Annotated in this window: 24 protein-coding genes; 11 read left to right on the forward strand and 13 right to left on the reverse strand. The window is 70.5% G+C overall.

Going from position 1 to position 22,446, the window contains the following annotated elements; translation table 11 throughout:
- Nucleotides 1–105: 105 nt before the first annotated feature.
- On the reverse strand, nucleotides 106–432 hold the full coding sequence (locus QTN24_RS21645) for a hypothetical protein (RefSeq protein ID WP_313839726.1): 327 nt from the start codon (nucleotides 430–432) through the stop codon (nucleotides 106–108).
- A gap of 253 nt (nucleotides 433–685) precedes the next feature.
- On the opposite strand from QTN24_RS21645, the gene QTN24_RS21650 reads away from it, so the two are divergent.
- From QTN24_RS21650 to QTN24_RS21665, 4 genes are all read left to right on the forward strand, one after another.
- A complete protein-coding gene (locus QTN24_RS21650) occupies nucleotides 686–1,276 on the forward strand; it encodes an HD domain-containing protein (RefSeq protein ID WP_313839728.1) in 591 nt (196 codons plus the stop codon).
- Between the two features lie 112 nt (nucleotides 1,277–1,388).
- Nucleotides 1,389–1,610, forward strand: a complete 222-nt coding sequence (locus tag QTN24_RS21655) for a DUF2188 domain-containing protein (protein WP_124685708.1) — start codon at nucleotides 1,389–1,391, stop codon at nucleotides 1,608–1,610.
- A 27-nt stretch (nucleotides 1,611–1,637) separates the two neighbouring features.
- Complete coding sequence (locus tag QTN24_RS21660; protein ID WP_124685707.1) at nucleotides 1,638–2,147, forward strand: CinA family protein; 510 nt, start codon at nucleotides 1,638–1,640, stop codon at nucleotides 2,145–2,147.
- 206 nt (nucleotides 2,148–2,353) lie between these two features.
- On the forward strand, nucleotides 2,354–2,737 hold the full coding sequence (locus QTN24_RS21665) for an NUDIX hydrolase (RefSeq protein WP_313839730.1): 384 nt from the start codon (nucleotides 2,354–2,356) through the stop codon (nucleotides 2,735–2,737).
- A gap of 95 nt (nucleotides 2,738–2,832) precedes the next feature.
- Here QTN24_RS21665 and QTN24_RS21670 read toward each other — a convergent pair whose 3' ends face one another.
- Entirely contained in the window at nucleotides 2,833–3,414 is a 582-nt protein-coding gene (locus tag QTN24_RS21670) for a DUF4142 domain-containing protein (RefSeq protein ID WP_313839732.1), read from the reverse strand.
- 137 nt (nucleotides 3,415–3,551) lie between these two features.
- On the opposite strand from QTN24_RS21670, the gene QTN24_RS21675 reads away from it, so the two are divergent.
- The 4 genes from QTN24_RS21675 to QTN24_RS21690 all read left to right on the forward strand — a co-directional run bounded on the left by QTN24_RS21675 (nucleotide 3,552) and on the right by QTN24_RS21690 (nucleotide 6,704).
- On the forward strand, nucleotides 3,552–3,809 hold the full coding sequence (locus QTN24_RS21675) for a hypothetical protein (RefSeq protein ID WP_313839734.1): 258 nt from the start codon (nucleotides 3,552–3,554) through the stop codon (nucleotides 3,807–3,809).
- A complete protein-coding gene (locus tag QTN24_RS21680) occupies nucleotides 3,806–4,405 on the forward strand; it encodes a BON domain-containing protein (RefSeq protein WP_409559069.1) in 600 nt (199 codons plus the stop codon). The genes QTN24_RS21675 and QTN24_RS21680 overlap by 4 nt, the downstream gene beginning before the upstream one ends.
- 215 nt (nucleotides 4,406–4,620) lie before the next feature.
- The gene (locus QTN24_RS21685) at nucleotides 4,621–6,039 is read left to right on the forward strand and encodes a selenium-binding protein SBP56-related protein (protein WP_124685702.1); all 1,419 of its coding nucleotides are present in this window, start codon (nucleotides 4,621–4,623) and stop codon (nucleotides 6,037–6,039) included.
- Nucleotides 6,040–6,113: 74 nt separating this feature from the next.
- Nucleotides 6,114–6,704, forward strand: a complete 591-nt coding sequence (locus QTN24_RS21690; RefSeq protein WP_253700348.1) for a hypothetical protein — start codon at nucleotides 6,114–6,116, stop codon at nucleotides 6,702–6,704.
- Between the two features lie 10 nt (nucleotides 6,705–6,714).
- Here QTN24_RS21690 and QTN24_RS21695 read toward each other — a convergent pair whose 3' ends face one another.
- From QTN24_RS21695 to QTN24_RS21705, 3 genes are all read right to left on the reverse strand, one after another.
- Nucleotides 6,715–7,599, reverse strand: a complete 885-nt coding sequence (locus tag QTN24_RS21695) for an oxaloacetate decarboxylase (protein ID WP_313839736.1) — start codon at nucleotides 7,597–7,599, stop codon at nucleotides 6,715–6,717.
- Between the two features lie 75 nt (nucleotides 7,600–7,674).
- The gene (locus QTN24_RS21700; protein WP_313839738.1) at nucleotides 7,675–8,229 is read right to left on the reverse strand and encodes a hypothetical protein; all 555 of its coding nucleotides are present in this window, start codon (nucleotides 8,227–8,229) and stop codon (nucleotides 7,675–7,677) included.
- Nucleotides 8,230–8,296: 67 nt separating this feature from the next.
- Nucleotides 8,297–9,172: a LysR family transcriptional regulator gene (locus QTN24_RS21705; protein WP_313839740.1), complete on the reverse strand. Its 876-nt coding sequence runs from the start codon at nucleotides 9,170–9,172 to the stop codon at nucleotides 8,297–8,299.
- 90 nt (nucleotides 9,173–9,262) lie between these two features.
- On the opposite strand from QTN24_RS21705, the gene QTN24_RS21710 reads away from it, so the two are divergent.
- Complete coding sequence (locus tag QTN24_RS21710; RefSeq protein WP_313839742.1) at nucleotides 9,263–10,027, forward strand: sulfite exporter TauE/SafE family protein; 765 nt, start codon at nucleotides 9,263–9,265, stop codon at nucleotides 10,025–10,027.
- A gap of 17 nt (nucleotides 10,028–10,044) precedes the next feature.
- Here the strand turns inward: QTN24_RS21710 and QTN24_RS21715 are convergent, their stop codons facing one another.
- The 3 genes from QTN24_RS21715 to QTN24_RS21725 are packed head-to-tail and all read right to left on the reverse strand — an operon-like array spanning nucleotide 10,045 to nucleotide 11,433.
- Nucleotides 10,045–10,407 carry a hypothetical protein gene (locus QTN24_RS21715; protein ID WP_313839744.1) on the reverse strand — a complete coding sequence of 121 codons (363 nt, stop codon included), beginning with the start codon at nucleotides 10,405–10,407 and terminating at the stop codon, nucleotides 10,045–10,047.
- A gap of 8 nt (nucleotides 10,408–10,415) precedes the next feature.
- Nucleotides 10,416–10,838, reverse strand: coding sequence for a cupin domain-containing protein (locus tag QTN24_RS21720; protein ID WP_124685695.1), 423 nt, complete (start codon nucleotides 10,836–10,838; stop codon nucleotides 10,416–10,418).
- 58 nt (nucleotides 10,839–10,896) lie between these two features.
- The gene (locus tag QTN24_RS21725) at nucleotides 10,897–11,433 is read right to left on the reverse strand and encodes a DUF3016 domain-containing protein (RefSeq protein ID WP_313839747.1); all 537 of its coding nucleotides are present in this window, start codon (nucleotides 11,431–11,433) and stop codon (nucleotides 10,897–10,899) included.
- 135 nt (nucleotides 11,434–11,568) lie between these two features.
- Here QTN24_RS21725 and QTN24_RS21730 point away from each other — a divergent pair, with 135 nt between their 5' ends.
- A complete protein-coding gene (locus QTN24_RS21730) occupies nucleotides 11,569–12,033 on the forward strand; it encodes a nucleoside deaminase (protein ID WP_124685693.1) in 465 nt (154 codons plus the stop codon).
- Nucleotides 12,034–12,059: 26 nt separating this feature from the next.
- Here the strand turns inward: QTN24_RS21730 and QTN24_RS21735 are convergent, their stop codons facing one another.
- The 5 genes from QTN24_RS21735 to QTN24_RS21755 all read right to left on the reverse strand — a co-directional run bounded on the left by QTN24_RS21735 (nucleotide 12,060) and on the right by QTN24_RS21755 (nucleotide 20,885).
- A complete protein-coding gene (locus QTN24_RS21735; RefSeq protein ID WP_124685692.1) occupies nucleotides 12,060–13,556 on the reverse strand; it encodes a DUF1254 domain-containing protein in 1,497 nt (498 codons plus the stop codon).
- Between the two features lie 116 nt (nucleotides 13,557–13,672).
- Nucleotides 13,673–17,494: an autotransporter outer membrane beta-barrel domain-containing protein gene (locus QTN24_RS21740; protein ID WP_313839750.1), complete on the reverse strand. Its 3,822-nt coding sequence runs from the start codon at nucleotides 17,492–17,494 to the stop codon at nucleotides 13,673–13,675.
- Between the two features lie 185 nt (nucleotides 17,495–17,679).
- The gene (locus QTN24_RS21745) at nucleotides 17,680–18,624 is read right to left on the reverse strand and encodes a Bug family tripartite tricarboxylate transporter substrate binding protein (RefSeq protein ID WP_253700346.1); all 945 of its coding nucleotides are present in this window, start codon (nucleotides 18,622–18,624) and stop codon (nucleotides 17,680–17,682) included.
- A gap of 247 nt (nucleotides 18,625–18,871) precedes the next feature.
- Nucleotides 18,872–19,840, reverse strand: coding sequence for a Bug family tripartite tricarboxylate transporter substrate binding protein (locus QTN24_RS21750; protein ID WP_124685689.1), 969 nt, complete (start codon nucleotides 19,838–19,840; stop codon nucleotides 18,872–18,874).
- 133 nt (nucleotides 19,841–19,973) lie between these two features.
- The gene (locus QTN24_RS21755; protein WP_124685688.1) at nucleotides 19,974–20,885 is read right to left on the reverse strand and encodes a LysR family transcriptional regulator; all 912 of its coding nucleotides are present in this window, start codon (nucleotides 20,883–20,885) and stop codon (nucleotides 19,974–19,976) included.
- 186 nt (nucleotides 20,886–21,071) lie between these two features.
- Here QTN24_RS21755 and QTN24_RS21760 point away from each other — a divergent pair, with 186 nt between their 5' ends.
- Nucleotides 21,072–22,427, forward strand: a complete 1,356-nt coding sequence (locus tag QTN24_RS21760; RefSeq protein WP_313839752.1) for an MmgE/PrpD family protein — start codon at nucleotides 21,072–21,074, stop codon at nucleotides 22,425–22,427.
- The last annotated feature ends 19 nt before the right edge of the window (nucleotides 22,428–22,446 follow it).

Genomic DNA, 22,446 nt, shown 5'->3' on the forward strand with positions numbered 1-22,446 from the left:
AGTGCGAGTGTGGCAAAGGCAGCGTATGTCGACCCGGGGCGGCATCGTCGGCGTGGGGCAGGCGCGGCCACGCCCGGTGGTCGGGCACGGCCGCGCGGGGGGGCCTCAGGCGGCGGCGCCGTCGGTGTAGACGTCGACCGTGCGCGCCGGCTCGGCGGACACGCCGCGGCGATCCATGCCAGACAGCGAGCGGTCGTCGTCACGCTCGCGCGTGACCGGCGCGACGTTGCGCGCGCCTTCGCTGTACGGGTCGAACTGGCCGCTGCGGGCGCCATCGGTGTAGACGTCGCGCGTGTCGACGCGGTAGCTGTAGCCGTACAGCTCGCCGGCAGGCGTGCCGCCGCGCGGGGACGCGGCGTGGGCGGCGCCGGCGGTCAGCCCCAGGGCAACGACGGCGGTGAAAAGATGGAAAGCGGTAACTCTGCGGGACATGGCAACACTCCGTAAAACAGGTAGAAAGGCAACGAGCGCGTTGGCGCGCTCGGGGGCGATAACGCACGAGCCGTACCACCATCAAACGGCCGCTTGAAGTGCCGGGCATGCCGCTCCCGGGGCCGATCCGGGCCCTCGGTGTCGGGCGAAGGCCAACAGCGCGCGCGCCGCCTGCCGGGCCGGGGCCGACACCCGCCGCGCCGCCGGGGCGCTGCTAGACTTCGGGCGTCCCCTGTAGCTGCCTGTCCTGACCGTGAACCTTTCCCACCTTGAACGCCAACTCCAGTTCCTGCGCGAGATCGACCGCCTCAAGCGCGTGATCCGCATGACGCCGCTGATCGACCAGTCGCGCCGCGAGAACAGTGCCGAGCACTCGTGGCATCTGGCCATGTACGCGCTGGTGCTGGCCGAGCATGCCGCCGAGCCCGTCGACGTGACCCGCGTGGTGAAGATGCTGCTGCTGCACGACATCGTCGAGATCGACGCCGGCGACGTGCCGTTCCACGATACCGCCGCGCATGCCGCCCAGGCCGCGCGCGAGCAACTGGCCGCCGAGCGGATCTTCGGGATGCTGCCCGATGCCCAGGCCGCCGAGTTCCGCAGCCTGTGGGACGAGTTCGAGGCCGGCCAGAGCGCCGACGCGCGCTTTGCCAAGGCGGTGGACCGCTTCCAGCCGCTGCTGCACAACGCGGCCACGGACGGCGGATCGTGGGTGGAGATGCAGGTCACCGAGACGCAGGCCGCCGCGCGCTACCGTCCGCCCATCGAGCGCGGCTCGCCGGTGCTGTGGGAAGAGGCCGCGCGGCTGGTGCGGCAGCACTTTGCCGGCGGCGCCGACCACTGACGCGGCGCCGATCGCCATTTGGCCTACACGGTTGTCAGACCCCGGCCGACTACCGCGCGGGGCGCTTTGGGTGAATAAGTACGCTATGTGACAAACATCCAGAGGTGACCCCATGAGCAAGGACGTACACGTGGTGCCCGCCCCCGAAGGCTGGGCCGTGGAAGAGGCCAGGACCCCGGCGGGCCGCAAGCTGTTCGCCACGCAGGAGGACGCCATCGAGGCGGCCACGGAGCTGGCCCGGCGCAACCAGTCGGAGCTGTTCATCCATGGCCGCGACGGCCAGATCCGCTCGCGCAACTCGTTCGGGCACGATCCCCGGTCGATCAAGGGATAGCTGGCCCGCGCGAATGGGAGGTCTATCATGCAACCGGCTGAACAGGCAGCGCAGTTTCTGCAGCGCCAGCAGTTGCGGCTGGCCACGGCGGAGTCGTGCACGGCGGGGCTGATCGCGTCGCATATCGCCGACGTGCCCGGTTGCGGCGGCACGCTCAAGTGCGCCATCGTCGCGTACTCGCCCGATGCCAAGGAGCAGATCCTGGGCGTCAATCCGGACCTGATCGCGCGGCACGGGCTGACCAGCGAGGCGGTGTCGCTGGCGATGGCGCGCGGCGTGATGCGCATCAGCCAGGCCGACGTGGCGGTGGCCAACACCGGCGTGGCCGACGATGGCGCGCCCGATGGCACGCCGGCCGGCACCCAGTGCTTCGCGTGGCTGTTCCGCCTGCCGGGCAAGACCCAGACGGTGCGCGAGTACACCGAGACGCGGCGCTTCAGCGGCAATCGCACGGAAATCCGCAAGGCGGCGTCCGAATGGGCGCTGGAGCGGATTTCGCACTATCATGCGCTCGCCATGGCGGCCGGGCGGCCCTAGTGGCATGACGCGTGCTTCGTGATGGCAATCCATTGCCGTGGCGGGCGCCACGGCGCACGCTGCGCGCGTGTCCGGAAATTCACCGTTCCGCACAGCAACGGCCGGGCTGACGCGCAAGCGGGCGGCGGGCGGCCGTCGCTATAGTGGAACCACGCATCACGGGCCCCGGCACCATGCACCAGGCAACGCGCACCCCCACGACCGACATGCCATTCCTCAAACCAAAAATCAGAGCCACGGTCATCTGCGTACGCGCGGGGCAGGTGCTGCTCGTGTCGAAGGACGGCGCGCGCTGGGCGCTGCCGGGCGGGCGGCCGGACAGCCAGGAGCCGCTGATCGACACCGGCCGCCGCGAACTGCGCGAGGAAACCGCGCTGGAGGCCAAGGCGATGACGGCCGCGTTTCAGTTCATCGGGGCGACGACGGTCCACCACGTGTTCGCGGCCACGGTCGGCAAGTCGGCCAACGCCAAGCCGCGCAACGAGATCAAGCACCTGAAATGGACGTCGCCCGACGGGCTGGACCACCTGGACACCAGCCCGACCACGCGGGCCATCGTCTCGCAGTACTTCCTCTGCAACGTCGACTAGGCGTCCCCGGGCCGGGCAGATTTTGCACCGGGTGTGCGCGATGCCCGGCACGATCTGCAATCGGCCGGACCGGCACGTGAAGCGACGTGCCTCGGCTACTTCACCTGGGCGGCCATCTGGCGGGCCATCTCAAGATGGTGGTTCAGCGTGGGCAGCGTCTCGCGCGCGAACGTCTTGACGCCGTCGTCCTTGGTATCGTCCACCGCCTTCCGGAACAGCGCCACGGCGTCCTGATGCGCGTCCACGCCAATCTGCTGCGCGTAGGCCCGGTCGAAATCGGCACCCTTGAGCTGCCCGAGCCTGGCGAGCGCCTGCTTGTCGTTGTCCAGCGGGGACGCCGGCACCTGCACGCCCAGGCGCTGCGCGTGCTGCTTGAGCTTGGCCTCCGCCGCGCGATGGTCCTTGAGCATCTGCGCCGCAAACGCCTTCACGGCCGGGCTGCTGGCGCGGCTTTCGGCCAGCGTGCTGGCCTGGATCTCCATCGATCCGGCCAGCGCGGCCTTGCGCAGGAACATGGCGTCGGCGTCGCCGGCCAGCGCGGTGCCGGGTTTGTCGGACAGCGGCGCCGCCTGCGCTGGCGCGGCCAGCATCAGCAGCGATGCCGCGGCGGCCACGCAGCCAAGCCAGGCGCCGCCGGATCGTGCATGGCGGGAAAGGCGGGAAAGTTGTGCGCGCATGATCGGCCTCCGCAGATCGTTGGTATCCATGGGACGCAAGACGCAAGGGACATGCCGGTGGCCGCCACGGCGCATGCCCGCCAGACAGGCACGATGCTTGCGCGCGGTTCCGCAGACAGGCTTTCTGGGAGATTGTGATGTCGAGCAAACCACGCACCGGCGGCGACGCCAAGCCCACCGACACGCCCACCAACCCCGGCGTGCGCACCGACCGCCGCGCCGACGAGGTGAAGAGCCGCAGCGCCGATCCGGGCCAGAGCAGCTACGGCGGCTTCCGCAACGAGGACCCGGGCGCCCAGCACCAAGCCGATTCGGGCGCGGCGGAGCCGTCCAGGGGCAAGGACGCGGGCGGCAAGTCCGGCAAGTCCGGCAAGCAGGGCGCGGGGCGGCCATGAGGCGCGGCCCGCCCGATGACCGCTACCTCGACGCCCTGCGCCAGCCGCCGCGCGGCTACGGCGGCGATCCGCGCCGCATGGAGCAGATGCGCTACACCGGGCGCGCTGGCTGGGGCATCGACGGTGGCTATCCCGACGAAATCCGCGACGGCGACCGCTACGACGGCGCCGCCGCCTATCGCCCCGGCAGTGGGCTGGGTGGGCCCAAGGGCTACACCCGCAGCGACGAACGGATCCGCGAGGACCTGTGCGAGCGGCTGGCCCATGCGCGCCATGTCGATGTACGCGAAGTGGAGGTGAACGTGACCGATGGATGGGTGAAGCTGACCGGCACCGTGCCGGCACGCCAGCAGAAATACCGGATCGAGGACATCGCCGCGATGGTGTCGGGCGTCAAGGACGTCGAGAACGACATCCGCGTGGTGCCCGGCACGCAGGACACGAGCTGGACCGGCCAGCCCGGCGAACCGGGCCTGACCGGGCAGCCGGGGCAGGCCGACCAGCCCGGCACGGCCGGGCAGAGCGAGGCCGAGCCGACGCCCGAGGAACTGGCCGATCCCGACGCGCCCACCCGGCCTGACGGCAAGCCGGCCTGACGCCTGTCACCGGCCCGCGTGGCCGGTGAAGTGGCAGGCGGTGAAGCGGCAGGCCCCCGGGGGACGCCACGGGCCGCGTATCGATATGCCGCGATCTTCGTTCGCGGCGGCCTTCCGTGCGCCTACGCTTGGCAGGCGCAGTCTTTGACGTGTCCGGTACGCCGACCTAGGCTACTCAGGCACGCGCCCCTGCGCGTTCCCGAGGAGACCTCACCATGGACCTGCGGCCCGATCCGACCTTCCATGCATCGCCGCGGCTCGCGATGCAGGCCCCGGCGGAAACCCACGCCTACACGCTGCTGCTGAGCCCCGATGCGTCGCAGCCCGACGCGCTGGCGGTCATCGACGTCAATCCCGCATCGCCGCGCTACGGCCAAGTGGTGCACACGGTACCCATGACGGCCAGGGGCGACGAGCTGCACCACTTCGGCTGGAATGCGTGCTCGTCGGCGCTGTCGCCGCTCACCGGCCACGCCTTCCTGCAGCGCCGCTACCTGGTCATCCCGGGCATGCGCAGCTCGCGCATCTACATCGTCGATACGCGGCCCGACCCCACGCAGGCACGCATCCACAAGGTGATCGAACCCGAGGAAGTGTTCCGCAAGACCGGCTATTCGCGCCCGCACACCGTGCATTGCGGCCCGGATGGCATCTACGTCAGCACGCTGGGCGGCGCCGGCCCCGACGGCACCGACGGCGCGCCGGGCATCTTCATCATGGACTGCGAGACATTCGAGGTGCTGGGCCGCTGGGAGATCGACCGCGGCCCGCAGGACAAGCACTACGACTTCTGGTGGAACCTGCCGCGCGACTACATGGTGTCGAGCGAATGGGCGCTGCCGCCGCAGTTCGAGCGCGGGCTGGTGCCCGAAGACCTGCTGGCCAACCGCTATGGCCACCGGCTGCACTTCTGGGACCTGCGCGCGCGGCGCAACGTGCAGACCATCGACCTTGGCGCGCAGCACCAGATGGCGCTGGAGGTGCGTCCCGCGCACGACCCCGTGCGCGAGTACGGCTTTGTTGGCGTGGTGGTCGACACGACCAACCTTGAAGGCTCGATCTGGACGTGGTGGCGCGAGGGCGGCCAGTTCCATATCGAGAAGACCGCGACGATCCCGCCCGAGCCGGCCGCCGCTGACGACCTGCCGCCGCTGCTCAAGGGCTTTGGCGCCGTGCCGCCGCTGGTGACCGATATCGACCTGTCGCTGGACGACCGCTTCCTGTACGTGTCGTGCTGGGGCACGGGCGAGATGCGCCAGTACGACGTCAGCGACCCGCGCAAGCCCCGGCAGACCGGATCGGTGCACGTGGGCGGCATCGTCCGGCGCACGCCGCATCCCGATGGCCAGCCGTTCGCGGGCGGCCCGCAGATGGTGGAGATCAGCCGCGACGGGCGGCGCGTGTACTGGACCAATTCGCTGTATTCCACCTGGGACGACCAGTTCTACCCCGACGGCGTGCCCGGCACGCAGGTGATGGCCCATGCCGGCCCCGAGGGCGGGCTGACGCTCGACGACAGGTTTCGCGTGACGTTCCCCGACGGCTATCGCGCGCATCAGATTCGGCTCGAAGGCGGCGACTGCTCGACCGATTCGTTCTGCTACACGTCGGTGCAGGCGCCGGAGCACGCTTGACCGCAAGCTGGGAGCCGGTCGGCCTGTGGGTCGCCGTGGTGGCGAGCGGCCTCTACCACGGCATCAACCCGGCGATGGGCTGGCCGCTGGCCGTCTCCGGCGCGATGCTCGCGCGCAGTGGCCGGCAGTTGCCGGTGTCGCTGGGCTACCTTGGCGTGGGCCACGCGGTGGCCGTGCTCGCGCTCACGCTGCCGTTCGGCCTGCTGGCCGCGCTGGCCGCATGGGCGCCAACGATCCGCATGACGGCGGCGGTGCTGGTGACGGCCTGCGGCGTGGTGCTGCTGTGCCGGCGCCGGCATCCGCGCGTGCTGGCGCGCATCCCGCCGTCACGGCTGATGCTCTGGTCGTTTGCGGTGGCGCTGGCCCACGGTGCCGGGCTGATGCTCCTGCCGATCTACCTGGGCCTCTGCACCGCGCCCGATGCCGGGCACCAGGCGGCCACCACGCTGGCCTTCGGCAACGCCGGCACCGCGCTGCTGGTGGCAGCCATCCACACCGCCGCGATGCTCGTGGCGGGCGGCGCGCTGGCGTGGCTGGCGTGGCGCTACGTCGGCCCGCAACTGGTCTCGCGCAGCTGGTTCAACCTCGACGCGGTCTGGGCGCTGAGCCTCGTGATCGTGGGCGTGGCGTCGCTGTGGCTGCTGGCCGTCGATCCAGGTGTCTGAGTGATTGGTGTCAGTCGTCGCTCTGATAGCGGCCGTCGAGCTCGTCGTAGCGCGGCTTGCGCACCAGCCGCTGGCGTTCGCCGAACGGGACGACGATGGCGGGGTCTTCGGTCATCTGGCCCTGGGTCTGCAGCAGGTCCAGCGCCTGCTGCATGCCGCGCACGGCGCCCTGCAACGCGGCGTTGGCGTACAGCACCAGGCCGTAGCCCATCCGCTCCAGCGCGTCGCGGCCCTGCACCGGTGTCTTGCCGCCAATCACGATGTTGATCAGCAGCGGCACGTCGAACAGGCCGGGCAGCCGCTCGATGTCGCGCAGGTCCTCGATGGCCTCCAGGAACAGGATGTCCGCGCCGGCTTCGGCAAACCGGTGGCCCCGGTCGATGGCGTCGTCGATGCCGTGCACGGCCGCCGCATCGGTACGGGCCACGATCAGGAAATCGGGGTCGTCGCGCGCGTCGGTGGCGGCCCGGATCTTGCCGACCATCTCGCCCGTGCCAATGACCTGCTTGCCGGCAAAGTGGCCGCACTTCTTCGGCATCACCTGGTCTTCGAGCTGGATGGCATCGGCGCCGGCCCGTTCCAGCGTGCGCACCGCGTGGTGCACGTTCAGCGCGTTGCCGAACCCGGTGTCCGCATCCACCAGCAGCGGCAGGTCCACGGCGTCGCGCACGCGGGCGGTGTGCTCGGCGATGTCGCTCAAGCCGATGAAGCCCAGGTCGGGCAGTCCGAACGACATGTTGGTGACGCCCGCGCCGGTCAGGTAGACCGCCTGGAAGCCGAGGTCCTCGATCACGCGCGCGCTCATGGCGTTGAACGCGCCGGGCATCAGCAGCGCCTGGCGCGCCGCCACCTGCTGCCGGAACGCCTGCCGGCGGGCGGAGGCTTTGGAAGTCATGGGGATTCTCCAGTCAGGCGGGACGCCGGCGGCATCCCGATGCAGGCTGAAGATTACACCTTGCCGGGCAACCGGCTAGAGCGCCGCCGGCACCTTGGCGGGGGCGGGCGCAGCCGAGGCGGCGGGCGCCTTGTCCGGGGTGCTGCCATAGGCAAAGTAGCGCGCCTTGGCGCCCTTGCCCCAGTACGCCACGGTGAACTGCTTGCCGTCGCGGGCGTACAGCAGTTCCAGCGTGCCATTGGCGGCCACCCACTCGGCGTAGGCGTTCTGGGCGTTGGCGTCGGTCTTGCGCTTCGATTCGTAGCGCGCGTCGAGCTTGTGCGTGACGTCGTCCAGCGCGGTGCGGTCGAAGGTCAGCGTTACCAGCGTCACCAGGTCCTGCGCATCGCAGTTGACGACCGCGCGCGTCAGTCCGGGCAGGTTGAATCGTTCGAGGTGGCGCAGCTCGAAGGCGTCGCCGCCGGCCCACGGCGTCTTGCCGGTTTTCTCGCGGTTCGGGCCGGGCGTCAGCCTTGCGCACTGGGTCTTGCCCAGCTCCAGCCCCAGCGGCGCCGCGACGGCGCCCACGGTGGACTGCGCGTGGGCCGCGCCGGCCAGGCAGGCCAGGGCCAGCAGGAATACTTGCTTCATGGGATTGCTTCCAGACGATGTCCCGGGATTTTACGGCTTTCCGCGGGCCCGACTTGAGCGCGGCCGGTCAGCCTTCGGTCAGTTGCCGCGCCAGCAGTTGCGCGTGGGGCGTCAGCGCCTGGAAATCGCGCGCGCAGAGATAGAGGCGGCGGGCCGCCCAGGGTTCGGACAGCGGCAGGATGGCCAGCCCGCGCGGCATGGCCTGCGCCAGTGCGTCGGACACGATCGAGATGCCGATGCCGGCGTCGACCAGCATCGCCACATGCTCGACGTTGCGAAGCTGCACGCGGTAGTGCAGCTGGCGCCCCAGCCGCGCGGCGCGCTCGGCCAGGTGCGATTCCAGCGCCGTGTCGGCCACGCCGACGATCGGCTCGCCCACGATGTCCGCAAACGCCACCGTTTCCTGCGTGGCAATCGGATGCATCCGGCCGGCCACGACCACGAGCTGGTCCTGGGCGATGCGGTGGGTCTGGAGCGTCGAGACATCGGTGATGTCGGCGACGATGCCCAGGTCGGCGCGGCCCTCGGCCAGCGCCTGGACGATCTCCGCGCTGGGACGCTCGCCCAGGTCGACCGACAGGTCCGGATGGGCGGCCAGGAAGCGGCACAGGTGGGGCGGCAGGAAGGCAGCCAGCGCGGCGGTATTCGACAGCAGCCGGATGCGGCCCTTGAGGCCCGTGGCGTAGTGGCGCAGTTCGCCGCGCATCTGCTCCACCTGGCCCAGGATCGAGCGCGCGTGGCGCACCAGCGCCTCGCCCGCCGCGGTGGGCCGCACGCCGCGCCGGTTGCGTTCCAGCAGCGGCGCGCCCAGCGCGGCCTCCATGCCGGCGATGCGCTCGCTGACGGACGCCACCGCAAGGTGCATCGCGCGGGCGCCGTGGGTCAGGCTGCCGCATTCCACGACGCTCAGGAACAGCCGCATGTCGGTCAGGTCGAAACGCACCGCAACACTCCTCTGCTTTCGGATGCGCCGAAGTCTAGCACCGGAAATGCCAGATTGCGGACCGGGCCGCCGGTGCATAGCATTCCGTCCATGGATCCGATACTGATGGTTTTTGGCGCTGGATTTGTGGCTGGCGCGATGAATGCCCTGGCTGGCGGGGGCTCGTTCGTCAGCCTGCCGGCGATGATCGCCGCCGGGGTGCCACCGGTTCAGGCGAACACGTCCAGCACCGTGGCGCTGTTTCCGGGCGGGCTCGCCAGCGCGTGGGCCTATCGCGACGGGCTGGGCCCGGTGGGCGCCGTGTCGCTGCGGGCGCTGCTGGTGGCCACGCTGTGCGGCGGGCTGGCCGGGGCGCTGCTGCTGTTGCGCACGCCATCGGCCGCGTTCACGTTCGTGCTGCCGTGGCTGCTGCTGGTGGCCTGCGTGGCGCTGGCGTTCGGGCGCCAACTGGGCGAGGCGCTGCGCAGGCGCTGCCATGTCCACGCCAATGCCGTGCTGGCCGTGCAGTTCGCGCTGGGCGTCTATGGCGGCTATTTCGGCGGGGCCGTCGGCATCATGATGATCGCCATGTGGGGCCTGCTCGACAGCCGCGACATCAAGCGGCTCAATGCCCCGCGCACGCTGATGGTCAGCGCCGCCAACGCGGTGGCCGTGATCGCCTTTATCGTGGCGGGGGCCGTGCGCTGGCCAGAGACGCTGGCGATGCTGATCGGCGCCGTGCTGGGCGGCTACGGCGGCGCGCTGCTCGGCAAGCTCACGCCGCCGCGCGTGGTGCGGGCCGGCACGCTGCTGGCCACGTCGTGCATCACGCTGGCGTTTTTCGTCAAGACCTACGCGCCGGGGATGTTCCGGTAGCGCCCCCGCCGGGTCGGTCAGACCGTGTCCGTGGCGATGGCGGCATCCAGCATGGCGATGGTCAGCCCCACCAGCAGTGCCACCGCCGACGCAATGAACCAGCGCACGGTCTTGCGGTATTCCGGGATGCTGTCGTCTTCCAGCCGCAGCGCGCGAAACAGGGCCAGGATCTGCAGCGCCACCGCGACGATCAGGCACAGCGCGGCCAGCAGCGCGCTGGCGCCCCAGTGGCCTGGACTCTCGAACCCCCAGAAACGCCAGAACGCCAGCGAAAAGCCCAACAGCACCGTGATGGCCGTGATGATGCCCTGCCGGAAGCCCGACGGGACGCCGGACGGCGGCGCAGGCGGTGGCGGGTGCGGCCCATCCGGCGTCGGCATCGGCGCGCTCAACCGGCGGCCCCCGGCATCTGCACCATGGCCAGCGTGGCGATATTGCCGCCGATCACGCGGCTGGCGTGGCCCTTGCCGTGCGTGTCCTCCAGCAGCAGTGCGTTGCCCGGTACCAGCGCGCGGCGCTCGCCGTCCGATGCCTCGAACTCCATCTCGCCATCGAGCACGAAGATCCACATGCGCACCGGCGCGGGATGGAACTGGCCGACCCAGCCGGTGGGGATGACCAGGAAACCCTGCCGCTCGGCCGGGTCCAGGCGCGAGACGCGGAACGCTGGCGCCGGCGGGGCGAAGTCGCGCTCGTGCATGTCGAACGACAGCGCGCCGAAATGCGATTCGCCGGCGTCGTCGCTGTAGAGGCGCCCGAAGGCCAGCGTCGAATGGCTGACGGGCGGGTCGGTGGAGGTGGCGTCGGCCATGGCAGGGCTCCGGTCCGCGTGGCGATCTACCCAGTCTAGTCGCGGCCCGGCTGCCGGCCTAGCCCTGCACGCGCCGCGCGATGGCGCGCTCGAACCAGTCGTCGAGCATGGCTTTCTCGTAGCGCAGCGGGTCGCTGGGGCCGTACAGGTTGACGCCCCAGTTGAAGTGCATGTTGTGGATGCGTTCCTCGCGCGTGGCCAGCGTCTCGTCGCCGTGCGTCAGCACGTAGCGCAGCGTCATGCGCGGCCACGTGGCGTCGCGCACGATGCGCAGGCCGCTTGGGTAGCGCCAGTCGACGTAGCCGGCCAGGTCGATGTCCAGCACCTCGATCGACAGCGCGTAGCCGGGCGGCAGCCCACGGGCGGCCAGCTTCTGCAGGTGATGGCGGATCGCCTGCAGCACCTGCGCGTCGCTGCCGTAGCCGGCGTGGCGCGAGGCGTCCTGGTACGTGTCGGGATGCAGGAACGTGACGGTCAGCGCGCTCGGCGGCTCGGCCGCCAGGGCGCCGCCCATGGTGGCCAGCATGGCAACGAGCGGCGCGCCGGCCAGCCGGATGGAGAAGCGCCAGGGAAGGCGCAAGGGAAAGCGAGACATGGCACCCCGCCGCGAAAACGCCCGGCTGCACCGCTGGCACGGCACGGCTTCCAGCCGGTGAAGCGCGTGGCCTGCTTCAGCTTAGTACACGGCGCAGCGGTTATGATCGGACCCTTCGCACGATGGAGACCGAGCATGACGCAAGCCCAACAGTATCTGCAGGAAGCCATCCGCCTGGCGCGCGCCAACATGGAAGCGGGCGGCCGCCCGTTCGGCGCCGTGATCGTCCGCGATGGCCAGGTCATCGCCACGGCCGTCAATGAGATCCACAAGACCCAGGACCCGACGTCGCACGCCGAGCTGAACGCCATCCGCGCGGCCAGCCACAAGCTCGGCAGCCCCAGCCTGGCCGGCTGCGCGGTCTACGCCAGCGGCCACCCGTGCCCGATGTGCATGGCGGCGATGCGGCTGGCCGGCGTGACCGAGGTGGCCTACGCCTATTCGAACGACGATGGCGAGCCGTTCGGGCTGTCCACGGCAGCCATCTACGCCGACCTGGCCCGGCCCTTCGCCGAGCAGTCGATGACCATCCAGTACCTGCCCGTGCGGCAGCAGGGCGAGCCCGACCTGTACGAGGCCTGGCAGCAGCGGCAGCGCTGACATCCGCCGCGCCGCCGCCGCCGGCGCTACTTCTGCCTGACCAGGTCGCTCGGCTTCCACGCCTTGTCGAAGAACGCCTGGGTCGGGCCGTACAGCCGCAGGATCACGAAGTAGCCCTGCCCCGGCAGCGTGCGCAGCCAGTTGCGGCCCTCGCCCGGCGATGTCGGCCCGAAGTAGATGTCGGTCGATCCATCGGCGTTCTGCGCGGGCTTGTCCATCGTGTTGATCGACGGGAAGGGCTGGCCGTTGTCGACGCCGGTCGCCTTCAGCGAGTCATAGATCGTGACGGACCAGAACAGCGCGGCCGGCACGTCCTTCGGCAGCGTCAGCTTGTAGCGGTTGCCGCCGCTCAGGAACTTGCCGTCGGCATCGACGAACGTCGCCGGATACTTGGCGCCCACGTTCACCATTTCCACGGCCATGCCCGGGCTGGCCGAGTAGGCGTTGGCAAAGAACCCGGTGCGCGGGTCGATGTAGTTGAACGTCTCGGCCGTGAACGTGGCGTTGCCCGGGAAGACGTTGAGCCAGCGCCGGTCCGGGTACCAGAGGCCGTTCTCGACGATGGTCTGCGGCTCGTAAGACGCCACGTGCGCCATCTTGGCTGCCGTGCGCGCGGCCTTGTCCAGCAGCGCCCGCTGCCGCGCGTCCGGCGCGAACGGCTTGTCCTTGCGGATGCCCAGCGCGGCCAGCATGCCGCGCATTTCCATGTCCTGCGGGTCGGCGTACTCGTGCGCGATGTAGCGGGCCAGCATGTCAAATGCCGAGCCGTCGGTGGGGTACAGCATGTCGACGGGCACGCCCGACGCGTTCGGGAACTGCATCGGCCGCGCCGATGCCTCCTTGCCCAGCGGGTAGATGCGGGTCTGTTCCATCACGCGCACCGGCTCGGCCAGCGCCTTCGGGTCCTTGAAGAAGCCGCGCCAGAACACGAACACGCCGTAGGTGCGCGAGCGCATGGTGATGTAGCCCGGCGGTACCTCGCCGCGGTAGTCGGGCGGCAGCAGCAGGTACTTGCCGCCCTTGCCCTTGTCGGGCCCGGGCAGGCCCACGTCGCCGCACCAGCGGCGGCCTTCGATCTCGCCTTCCGTGCAGATCGGCCGCTGGAAGAAGTCGTCGAGGATGCCCTGCAGGCCCGGCGGCACCTCGATCACCATCGGCCCATCCTCCTTGAGGTCCAGGTAGCCCATGGCGTAGATCACGTCCGAGTTCGGCGTGGTGACCCGCGTCTTGGCGTTCAGCCGGTCCTTCCAGATCGGCAGCACGTTGTAGCCCTTGCCGAACGTCTTCTCCGAGCCTTCCTTCATGCCGTACATGTTCAGCGCCGGCAGCGCCCAGATGTAGCTCTGCACCGCGCGCTGGAAGTACAGCTCGTCCTGCAGCGCGGTAATGCCCTGGCGGGTCGGGTAGCCGCCCTGGAACGGCGTGCCCGCCAGATTCTCGTATCGGGAAGACTGCCCGTGTGCCGCGCCGGCCAACGCCATCGCCAGCGGGGCCGCCGCCATCCATTTCAGTGCTCGTCGCATCGTGTTCTCCGCCAGTTGTGCCGGGTTCGACGGAAATGGTATCGACGATGCACCGGGTGGGGCATTCACTTCTTTCGGCGAACGATATGAATTTTCTCGGGCGGGGCCCCGGACGGCTACTTCCAGGTGTACTTGAAGCCGACGCGGGCCGCGTACTGGTAGTAGTTCTGCTGGCCCCAGGAGCCCGAGACATTGGCCCAGGCCGTGCGGCCCTTGCCCAGGTCCGCGTTCAGGCCCAGCTTCAGCTCCATCCGGTTGTGGGGATAGAGGGTGCCCACCGGGATCTGGTTGAAGGCGATGTTGCTGTCCGTGTCGCTGTACCACCAGTTCACGGTCAGGTACGGCTGGTACTTGCGGCCGTCGGCGCGGTCGTAGGTGCGGTGCGTGCGCACGCCGAGCCGGGTGATGACGCCCGAGCTGTCGGCGCCGTTCACGCGCGTGCCGTTGGGCTCGGTGACATCGTCCTCGTTGTAGTCGACGTAGATCAATTGCGCCTGCGGCTCCACCACCCAGCCGTCGCGCAGCGGCACCGCGTAGCCCGACTCGCCCGACAGCGCCAGCCCCTGTGCGTGGTAGCGCACCGAGGGCAGCAGGTCGCCCTCCACGCGGTTGGTGAACCAGCCGTACTGGAACCACGTGTCGACGTAGGCGCCCAGCCGGTTCTCGTCGTTCTGGTACCACGTGCCGTACGCGCCGACGCTCCAGCCTTCCACCTTGCCGCGCGCGTGGAACGCGTTGCCGGCGGCGTCCGCGTCGGTGCGGGCGTTGCCGTAGCTGGCCATCAGCCCGGCGTGCGCGCGGTCGGTCTCCGAGCCCAGGTGCCACTTGGCGAGTTCGAGCCCGCCGTGCAGCAGGAACGAGTCGGTGCTGGTCTTGTACACGCCGTCCTTGCTGCGGCTGCCCTGCCAATTGCCCACGGCGCGCAGCCAGCCCGCGCGCGGCTTGTCCTCCGCCCGGTCGAAGCCCTGCGATTCCGCGTACTGCGGCTCGCCCAGCCGGTCGTGCAGGCTGTGGACGAACATCTGCCCGGCCAGCCGCTGGTTGGCCAGGTAGGCCGCCACCTCGGGCCGGTACAGTGCCTGCGGGTTTGGCGTGGGCTCGGGGCTGCGCTCGGAGCGCAGGTACCAGACGTCGGGATTGGCGCCGGCCTGGTCGCCGCGAAACAGGCGGTACTCGTAGACCCCGGCCACGGCACGGCCGTTCAGCGCGAACGCGTTGGGGTCGCTGGCCGACGGCGCCTTGTTGGTCAGCTCGACCAGCGCGATGCCGGCACCGTTGGTCAGCGCGCCCGTGCCGCCCACGTTGTTCACGGCGATGCGGGTCGGCCCGCCCGGGCCGGTGGCGGTGGCGTCGACGACGAGCATGTCGGACCGGCTGGCCGCGCCGCCTTCGTTGAGCACCGTGTTGAGCTTGAGCGCGCCGCCGTTCGACACGAACGTGCCGCCGCCATCGGCGCCGGGCGTCTGCCCGCCGGTGATCACCAGCACGTTGCCGACGGCCGTGCCGCCACCGGCCACGTCCACCGTGCCGCTGTTCGTGAACGTCCGCACGCCCAGCAACTGCCCCTGCACAGCGCCGCCCATCACCGGCGCGTTGGCCGACTGGCCGAGCGGCAGGTAGGCGCCGGTGGCGTCGAACGTGGCGATGGCGTCGGCCGGGCTGCGCGTGGCGGCCGTGCCGACTGGCTGCGGCGCCAGCGCCAGCGTGCCGCCGTTGTCGACGCTGTTGGCGCCGCTCGCGCCCAGGTTGGCGACCGCCACCTGCCAGGTGTCGCGGACACCCGTGCCGCTGCCGTCGATGAACCGCCGCAGGTTCCAGGCCCCGGCGTTGGCGATCTGCGTGGCCGACGTGGCGGCGGTGACCACGCCCGTCATCGCGCCCGTGTTGCGCAGCACGAAGCTGCCCGCCGCGCCGTTGTCGGCTGCCACCGCCACGTCGCTGAGCGCCGACAGCCCGGCCCCGTTCTGCACGGCCTGCGCCACGCCGCCCACGCGGATGCCGGCGCTGGTGCCCCAGCCCGCCGAAATCGGCCCGGTGCTGGTGACGTCGACCGTGCCCTGCGTGGTGGCTTCGATGCCGGATGCGTTGTTGCCGACGGTCTGGATGCCGCCGCTGTTGGCCACGGTGATGGCCGCGGCGGCAGTCGCCTGGGCCAGGATGCCTTGCGAGTCGGCTACGCCGAGCGTCTGGATCGATCCGGTGTTCGTGATCTGCTGCGCGCCGGTGCTGCTGAAGCTGCGCATGCCGCGCTGGGTGGCGCCGCGCGCGAGGATCGCGCCGGCGTTGCGGACGGTGACGCTGCCCGCGCCGGTGCCGCCGCTGAAGCCCGAGCCGGCGACGATGCCCGCGCCCGACCCGTTGACGTCGATCTGCCCGCCCTGGAAGTCGATGCTGACCGGGCCGCCCAGCGTGGTGGCCTGCAGGCCGAACGAGCCGCCGCCGGAGCCGTCGCCGCCGCCGTTGTCGGCATGGGTGACGATGGTGCCCGACGCGCGCACGGTCACGGGCGCGGTGCCTGAATCATTGGTGGCGTAGATGCCGTTGGCGTTGGCGTTGAACGTTTCGAGCTTGCCGCCGTGGTAGTCCACCGTCGTCGCGTTGGTGTTCGAATGGGCGCGGATGGCGCCCGCGCCGTTGCCGACCACCGTGATGTTGCCGGAATAGTCCACCGTCGACGTGCCGTTGACCGCGCTCATGATGATGCCGTAGCCGCGCCCCGAGGTCGGCGCGCCGCGCACGGTAATGTCGCCCGAGCCCGTGACCTGGGCGTTGCTGGCGCCGCGCGCGATCACGTAGATGGCGCGCGACCCCTCCGCGTCGCCGGCGTTGGCGGGGCTGCCCACGGTCAGCGTGCCGTGGTTTTCCACGGCGATGTTGCCGTCGGTGGCGCCGCCGCTGACGTAGATGCCGTGGCCCTGTATCCCGGTGGTCGTCAGGGCGCCACGGTTGACGATGGTGATGTCACCGCTGGTGGTGGCGGCGGCGCGCAGCGCGCTGCCGGCCGTGCCGTCGGTCGTGATCGCGCCCGTATTGCGGATGCTGACCGCGCCCGTGCCGCCCCAGCCCAGGATGCCGAACGCGTTCTCGTCGATGGACCGGATGCTGGCGCCGTTGTCGATCGTGATCGCGCCGCTGCCGACGGTGCGAGCCCAGATGCCGGCGTGGTTGGCCTTGCCCGCTTCCAGGCCGGGGTCGGCGGGGTCCGCCACGCCGTTGGTGTTGTCGACGATGATCGACACGCCGTTGCCGACCGTCGCGGAGATGGTGCCGGCGCCCACTGCGCGGCCATGGACGCCGTTGCCGCCCACCACCGAGATCTGGCCCGTGCCGTTGTGCACGATGCTGGCATTGCCGCCGCCGGTGTTGTTGGCGTCCAGCCCGTCATGGTCGTTGCCGTTGACGAGGTTGGTGATCTGGAGCGCCGTGCCGGCCGTGACCGAGATCGACGCCGCGCCCGCCGTGTTGTTGAGCGCGTTGGCGCCGTCCAGCGCAGTCGCGCCGGTCAGCGTGATGCCGGTGGCACCGCCGGAGAACGTCACCGTGGCGTCGCCCGGCGCGCCCGTGACCTGGGCCTGGACCCCATGGGCGTTGCTGACCGTGGCGCTGTTCGTGATCGTCGCGCCGTCCACGGTCACCGACGCGCTGGCCTGTCGTCCGAATGCCCGCAGGCTGGAGGCGGTAATGCCGCCGAACGTGGCGCCTGGCAGCGTGCCCAGCACGGCCGCCGTGCCGATGGCCGGCTGGCACAGCACGCCGGTCGGAAAGCTGCCCGAGATGTCGCTGCCGCAGCGCGCCGTGGCCTGGGCGGCGGCCGGCGTGGCATGCACGGACAGCGCCACCAGCGCGGCGGCGCCCAGCGTCACGCGCGGCGTGGGCGCGTCCGGCTCCGGGCCATCGTTGCGGAAGGGTGGGTAAGAAGCAGACGCAGCCAGGCCCATGACATCGTTCGCTGGGGAACCATCGTCACTGCATTGTTGGCGGTCGCGTCACCTTCCGTAATTGAATCTTTTTTGATTGCGTCTGAAGAGATTTGTTAGAAGTATCAAAATCTCTGACTGCGCAGTGAAGGTGCGGGCGGGCGGCTTCCGGTGGAAACCGCCCGCCCGTCCGGGCCGGCCGCCGTTCAGTCGAGCGTGATCTTGCCGGCCTTCACGATCTGCGCGTAGCGCGTGGTGTCGCGCTCGATCAGCTTGCGGAACTCGTCGGGCGTGCTGCCCACCGGGATGAAGCCCAGCTCGGTCAGCTTCTTCGCCACGTCGGGGCTGCGCGTGGCGGCCGCGATCTCCTTCGCCATGCGGTCGACCACCGGCTGCGGCGTGCCGGCCGGGGCCAGCAGGCCGGTCCACGAACTCATGATGAAGCCGGGAAAGCCGGACTCCTCCATGGTCGGGATGTTGGGCTCGCCGGGCCAGCGCTTGGCGGATGCCACGGCCAGCACGTTGATCTTGCCGGACTTCACGTGCGGCATCGGCACCAGCAGCGGGTCGAACGCCACGGAGACCTCGCCGGCCACCAGCGCGGGCAGGATCGGCGCGCTGCCGTTGTACGGCACGTGCGTCATGCGGACTTTCGATTCCATCGCCAGCCGCTCGCCGGTCAGATGCGCCGAGCTGCCGACGCCGCTGGAGCCGAACGTCAGCGCGTCCGGATGCTTGCGGCCGTAGTCGACCAGCTCGCCGACGCTCCTGGCGGGCACCTTCTTGCTGGCAAACAGGAACAGCGGCAGTTCTGCCATTTCCGCCACCGGCGTCAGGTCCGACGGCTTGTAGCTGAGCTTGGAGTACAGCGACATGTTCGCGCTGTACGCGGCCAGCACCGACACGAACGTGTAGCCGTCCGGCGCCGAGCGCGCGGCCACGCCCACGCCCAGCGTGCTGTTGGCGCCGGGCTTGTTCTCGATGATGATCGGCTGGCCCAGGCTCTGGGACACGCGCTCGAACACCACGCGCGACACGGTGTCGGTGGACCCGCCCGGCGTGTACGGCACGATGACCTTGATCGGCTTGCTGGGCCAGGCGTCCGCGGCAAAGGCGGACGGGGTGGACAGGGTGGCGATGGCAACGGCCATCCCGCACGCGGCACGCGCGGCTTGACGCTTGATACGCACTACATCTCCTTCACTGATGTTCTGCTCGCACCCGGTGGCGGCGCCCCGGGGCTCTCGGCCGGACGGCGCCGGCCGGGCGATTATCGGCGAGGAACCGGGCGGCCGGCGTCAGGGTCAGCCCCCGGTTGTGCGATGCAATGTGCGATAGCCGCACCGGCGCGGGCCGGCCATGCTGCAGGGCAGGCCGGCATGGCGCGACGGGTGCCGGTCAGTCGATGCGCGCGCCCGAGCTGACCACTACGGGCTTCCACGCCTGGTACTCGGCCACGACGAACTTGCCGAACGCGTCGGGCGTCAGGCTCATCGCCTCCGCGCCCTGCTGCGCGAGCTTGCTGCGCATCTCGGGCTGCGACAGCGCGTCGGTCACGGTGCGGTTCAGCCTGGCGACGATCTCCGGCGGCGTGCCCTTCGGCGCGAACAGGCCGAACCACGCGCCCGTCACCACGTTGCGCACGCCGGCCTCGGCCATGGTCGGCACGTCGGGCAGCGCGCTCGACCGCTTGCGCGACGTCACGGCCAGCGCGCGCAGTTGCCCGCCGCGGATATGCGAGATCACCGACGGCACGGTCGCGAACATGAACTGCACGCGGCCGGCCAGCAGGTCGTTCAGCGCGTCGGCGCCCTTGTACGGCACATGGGTCGTCTTGGTGCCCGCGCTCTCGTTGAACAGCACGCCGGACAGGTGCGCGGCCGTGCCCACGCCGGTGGAGCTGAAGTTGAGCTGGTTCGGGTGCGCCTTGGCGTAGGCGATGAACTCCTGCACGGTCTTGGCCGGCACGCCGGGGCTGACGACCATCACGTTGGGCACGTCGGCGATGGGCGCCACGGCCTGCAGGTCGGTCTGCGGGTTGACCTTGAGGCGGCTGTACAGCGTGGGGTTGATCGCCACGGGGCCCACCGACGTGGCCAGCAGCGTGTAGCCGTCGGGGTCGCTGCGGCCGACGAAGTCCGTGCCGATGTTGCCACCGGCGCCGGGGCGGTTTTCCACCACCACGCTCTGGCCCAGCGCCTTGCCCATCTGCTGCGCCACCTCGCGCGCCAGGATGTCGGTGGTGCCGCCGGCCGTGAACGCCACGACCACGCGGATCGGCTTCGACGGGTACGGTTGCTGGGCATGGGCTGTCGCGGCGCAAAAAAGCAGTACGCCGGCGGCCGAGCGCCGCAGGAAGTCTTTCATCGCTGTCTCCGTGTGTCTCTTGTCATGGGGCCTGCCGCTGGCGCGGTAGCCCTGGGACCATCTTAGAAAGACGGCGGCGCCGAGCTTTGACGAAACAGAAACGCTGCGTTCTTGCCGTGCGGCGCGGGCGCGGCTACCTGGGCTTCAGGAAATGCTGCTCCATCGCGGCGCAGCGGCTCAGGTATTCCAGCAGCCGGCCCACGGCCGATGGCAGGCTGTCGCGGTCGCGCACGCAGACATAGAACGCGCGCTCGGCCCAGTCGTCCTTCAGCGTCAGCAGTGACAGGCCCATCATCTGCAGGTAGTTGCGGGCGATGCCCTCGGGCACCACGGCCAGGCCCAGGCCCTCGCGCACCATGCGGCAGCGCGCCTCGAAGTTCGACACCTGCGTCTTGACGGTCAGCGGCCGCGAGATCGTGCCGGACACCAGCGTCAGGAACGCGTCGAACGTGTGGCGCGGAAAGTAGCCCAGGAAGTCGTAGTCCAGCGCCTCTTCCAGATGCAGCGCGCCGCGCGCCTCCAGCGGATGCCCGCGCGGCACCACCAGTCCCACGCGGTCCTGGCGGTACGGCAGCGAGTGCACGCCGGGGCTGGGGCTGCGCGCGTGGTAGATGCCGATGTCGGCATCGCCGTTGGAGACCATGCGCGGGATGTCGAAGCTGAACGCTTCCACCAGGTCGATGCGGGCCTCGGGGTCGTGCTTCAGGAAGCCGCTGATGTCGGCCGGCAGGAACTGCAGGATGGTCGACCGGTTGGACGCCAGCCGGATCTTGGCGATGCCGTCGAGCGAGTAGGCCGCCAGCGCGTCCTGCGCAAGCTGCACGCTGCGCACGATGGCCTTGGCGCGCTGGTAGAGCATGGCGCCGGCCGGCGTGGGCTCCACGCCGCGCCCGTGGCGGCGCAGCAGCGCCGTGCCCGCGCGCCGTTCCAGCTCGGCAATCCGCTTGCTGGCGGCGGAGGTGACCAGGTTCTCGCGCTCGGCCGCGCGTGACAGGCTCTTCTCTTCCACGGCGGCAATCAGGATGGCAAGCGAAGGAATGTCCATGTCCATGGGTCGGGCGTGCTCCAGAAGGAAAAGCTGCGCGCAAAACGGCGTGCGCCGAGTATGCACCAGCCCGGGCCGGGCCGGATACGCGGCCGGGCTCGGGAGCTTTCACCAAATGTCAAAGCTGGGCCGGTGGCGGTTCGTACGATGGAGGCATTCCAGAGGAGACCACCGGAGACCCCCGGCATGCTGATCGACCGATTTGCCGACTATGTCGGCAGCCAGGCCCATGCGCCGCTGCCCGACGACGTACAGCACCACGCCCGGCGCGTGGTGATCGACTGGTTTGCCGCGCTGCTGGCCGGCGTGCCGATGGCGCCGGGCCAGCAGCTGATGGCGGCCCATCGCGCCGAACTGGGCGTGGGACACAGTACCGTGCTGGGCCATGGCACCACGGCCTTCCCGGCGCTGGCCGCGTGGATCAACGGCAGCGTGTCGCACGCGGCCGAGTTCGACGACATCTACCGCGACGCGGTCTATCACCCGGGCTGCCCGACCATCGCCGCCGCCCTGGCCGTGGCCGAGCAGTGCGACGCCAGCGGCACCGACCTGCTGCGCGCCGTGGTGGCTGGCTACGAGGTCTCCACGCGCATCGGCGCGGCGATCCAGCCCGCGCACTACCGCTACTTCCATACCACCGGCACGGTCGGCTGCATTGGCGCGGCGGCGGCCGGCGCGCTGCTGCTGGCGCCGGGCGATGCCGGCGTGGCCGGCCATGCGATGGCCACGGCCACCACGTTTGCCTCGGGGCTGCAGCAGGCGTTCCGCTCCGATGCGATGACCAAGGCGCTGCACGCGGGCCATGCGGCCCAGACCGGCGTGCTGGCCGCGCAGGGCGCCGCGCATGGCGTGACCGGCGTGCGCGACATCCTGGAAGGCGACGCCGGCTTTGGCGCGGCGCTGGGCGGCAGCCCGGACTGGTCGCGCGTCACCGACGGCCTGGGCAGCGACTTCCACGTCACGCGCATCACGCAGAAGAACCACGGCTGCTGCGGCCACACGTTCGCCGCCATCGACGCCGCCATGCAGCTCGTGCGCGACCACGACCTCGATCCGTCGCGCATTGCCGCCGTGCACGTGCAGGCGTACCAGGTGGCGCTGGACGTCACCGGCAACTTCCAGCCGGCCACGCCGTTCGAGGCGCGCTTCAGCCTGCCCTACGTGGTGGCGCACGGCATCCTGCACGGCGCGGTGCGGCTCGATGCGTTCAGCCCCGCGCGCCTGGCCGATCCCGCCATCCGCGCGCTGATGCAGCGCATCACGCTGGCCGCCGATCCCGTGCTGACCGCCGCCTTTCCGCGCCAGCGCGCCGCGCGCGTGGCGATCGAGATGGCCGACGGCCGCCGCCACGAGCACTTTGCGCCCTACCGGCGCGGCGACCCCGAAGCGCCGCTCGACGACGCGACGCTGGCGGACAAGTTCATGGAGCTGGCCGGCCCCGTGCTGGGCACGATCCGCGCCGCCAGCCTGCTGGACGCGCTGTGGCAGCTCGACGCGCGCCCGGTGCGCGCGCTGGGGCTCGGTGCGCTGCGCGCGCGCTAAAGCCATCCCCTCATTGATA

The sequence above is a fragment of the Cupriavidus sp. SZY C1 genome (assembly GCF_032190535.1).
GTDB classification, from domain to species: Bacteria; Pseudomonadota; Gammaproteobacteria; order Burkholderiales; family Burkholderiaceae; genus Cupriavidus; species Cupriavidus pauculus_C.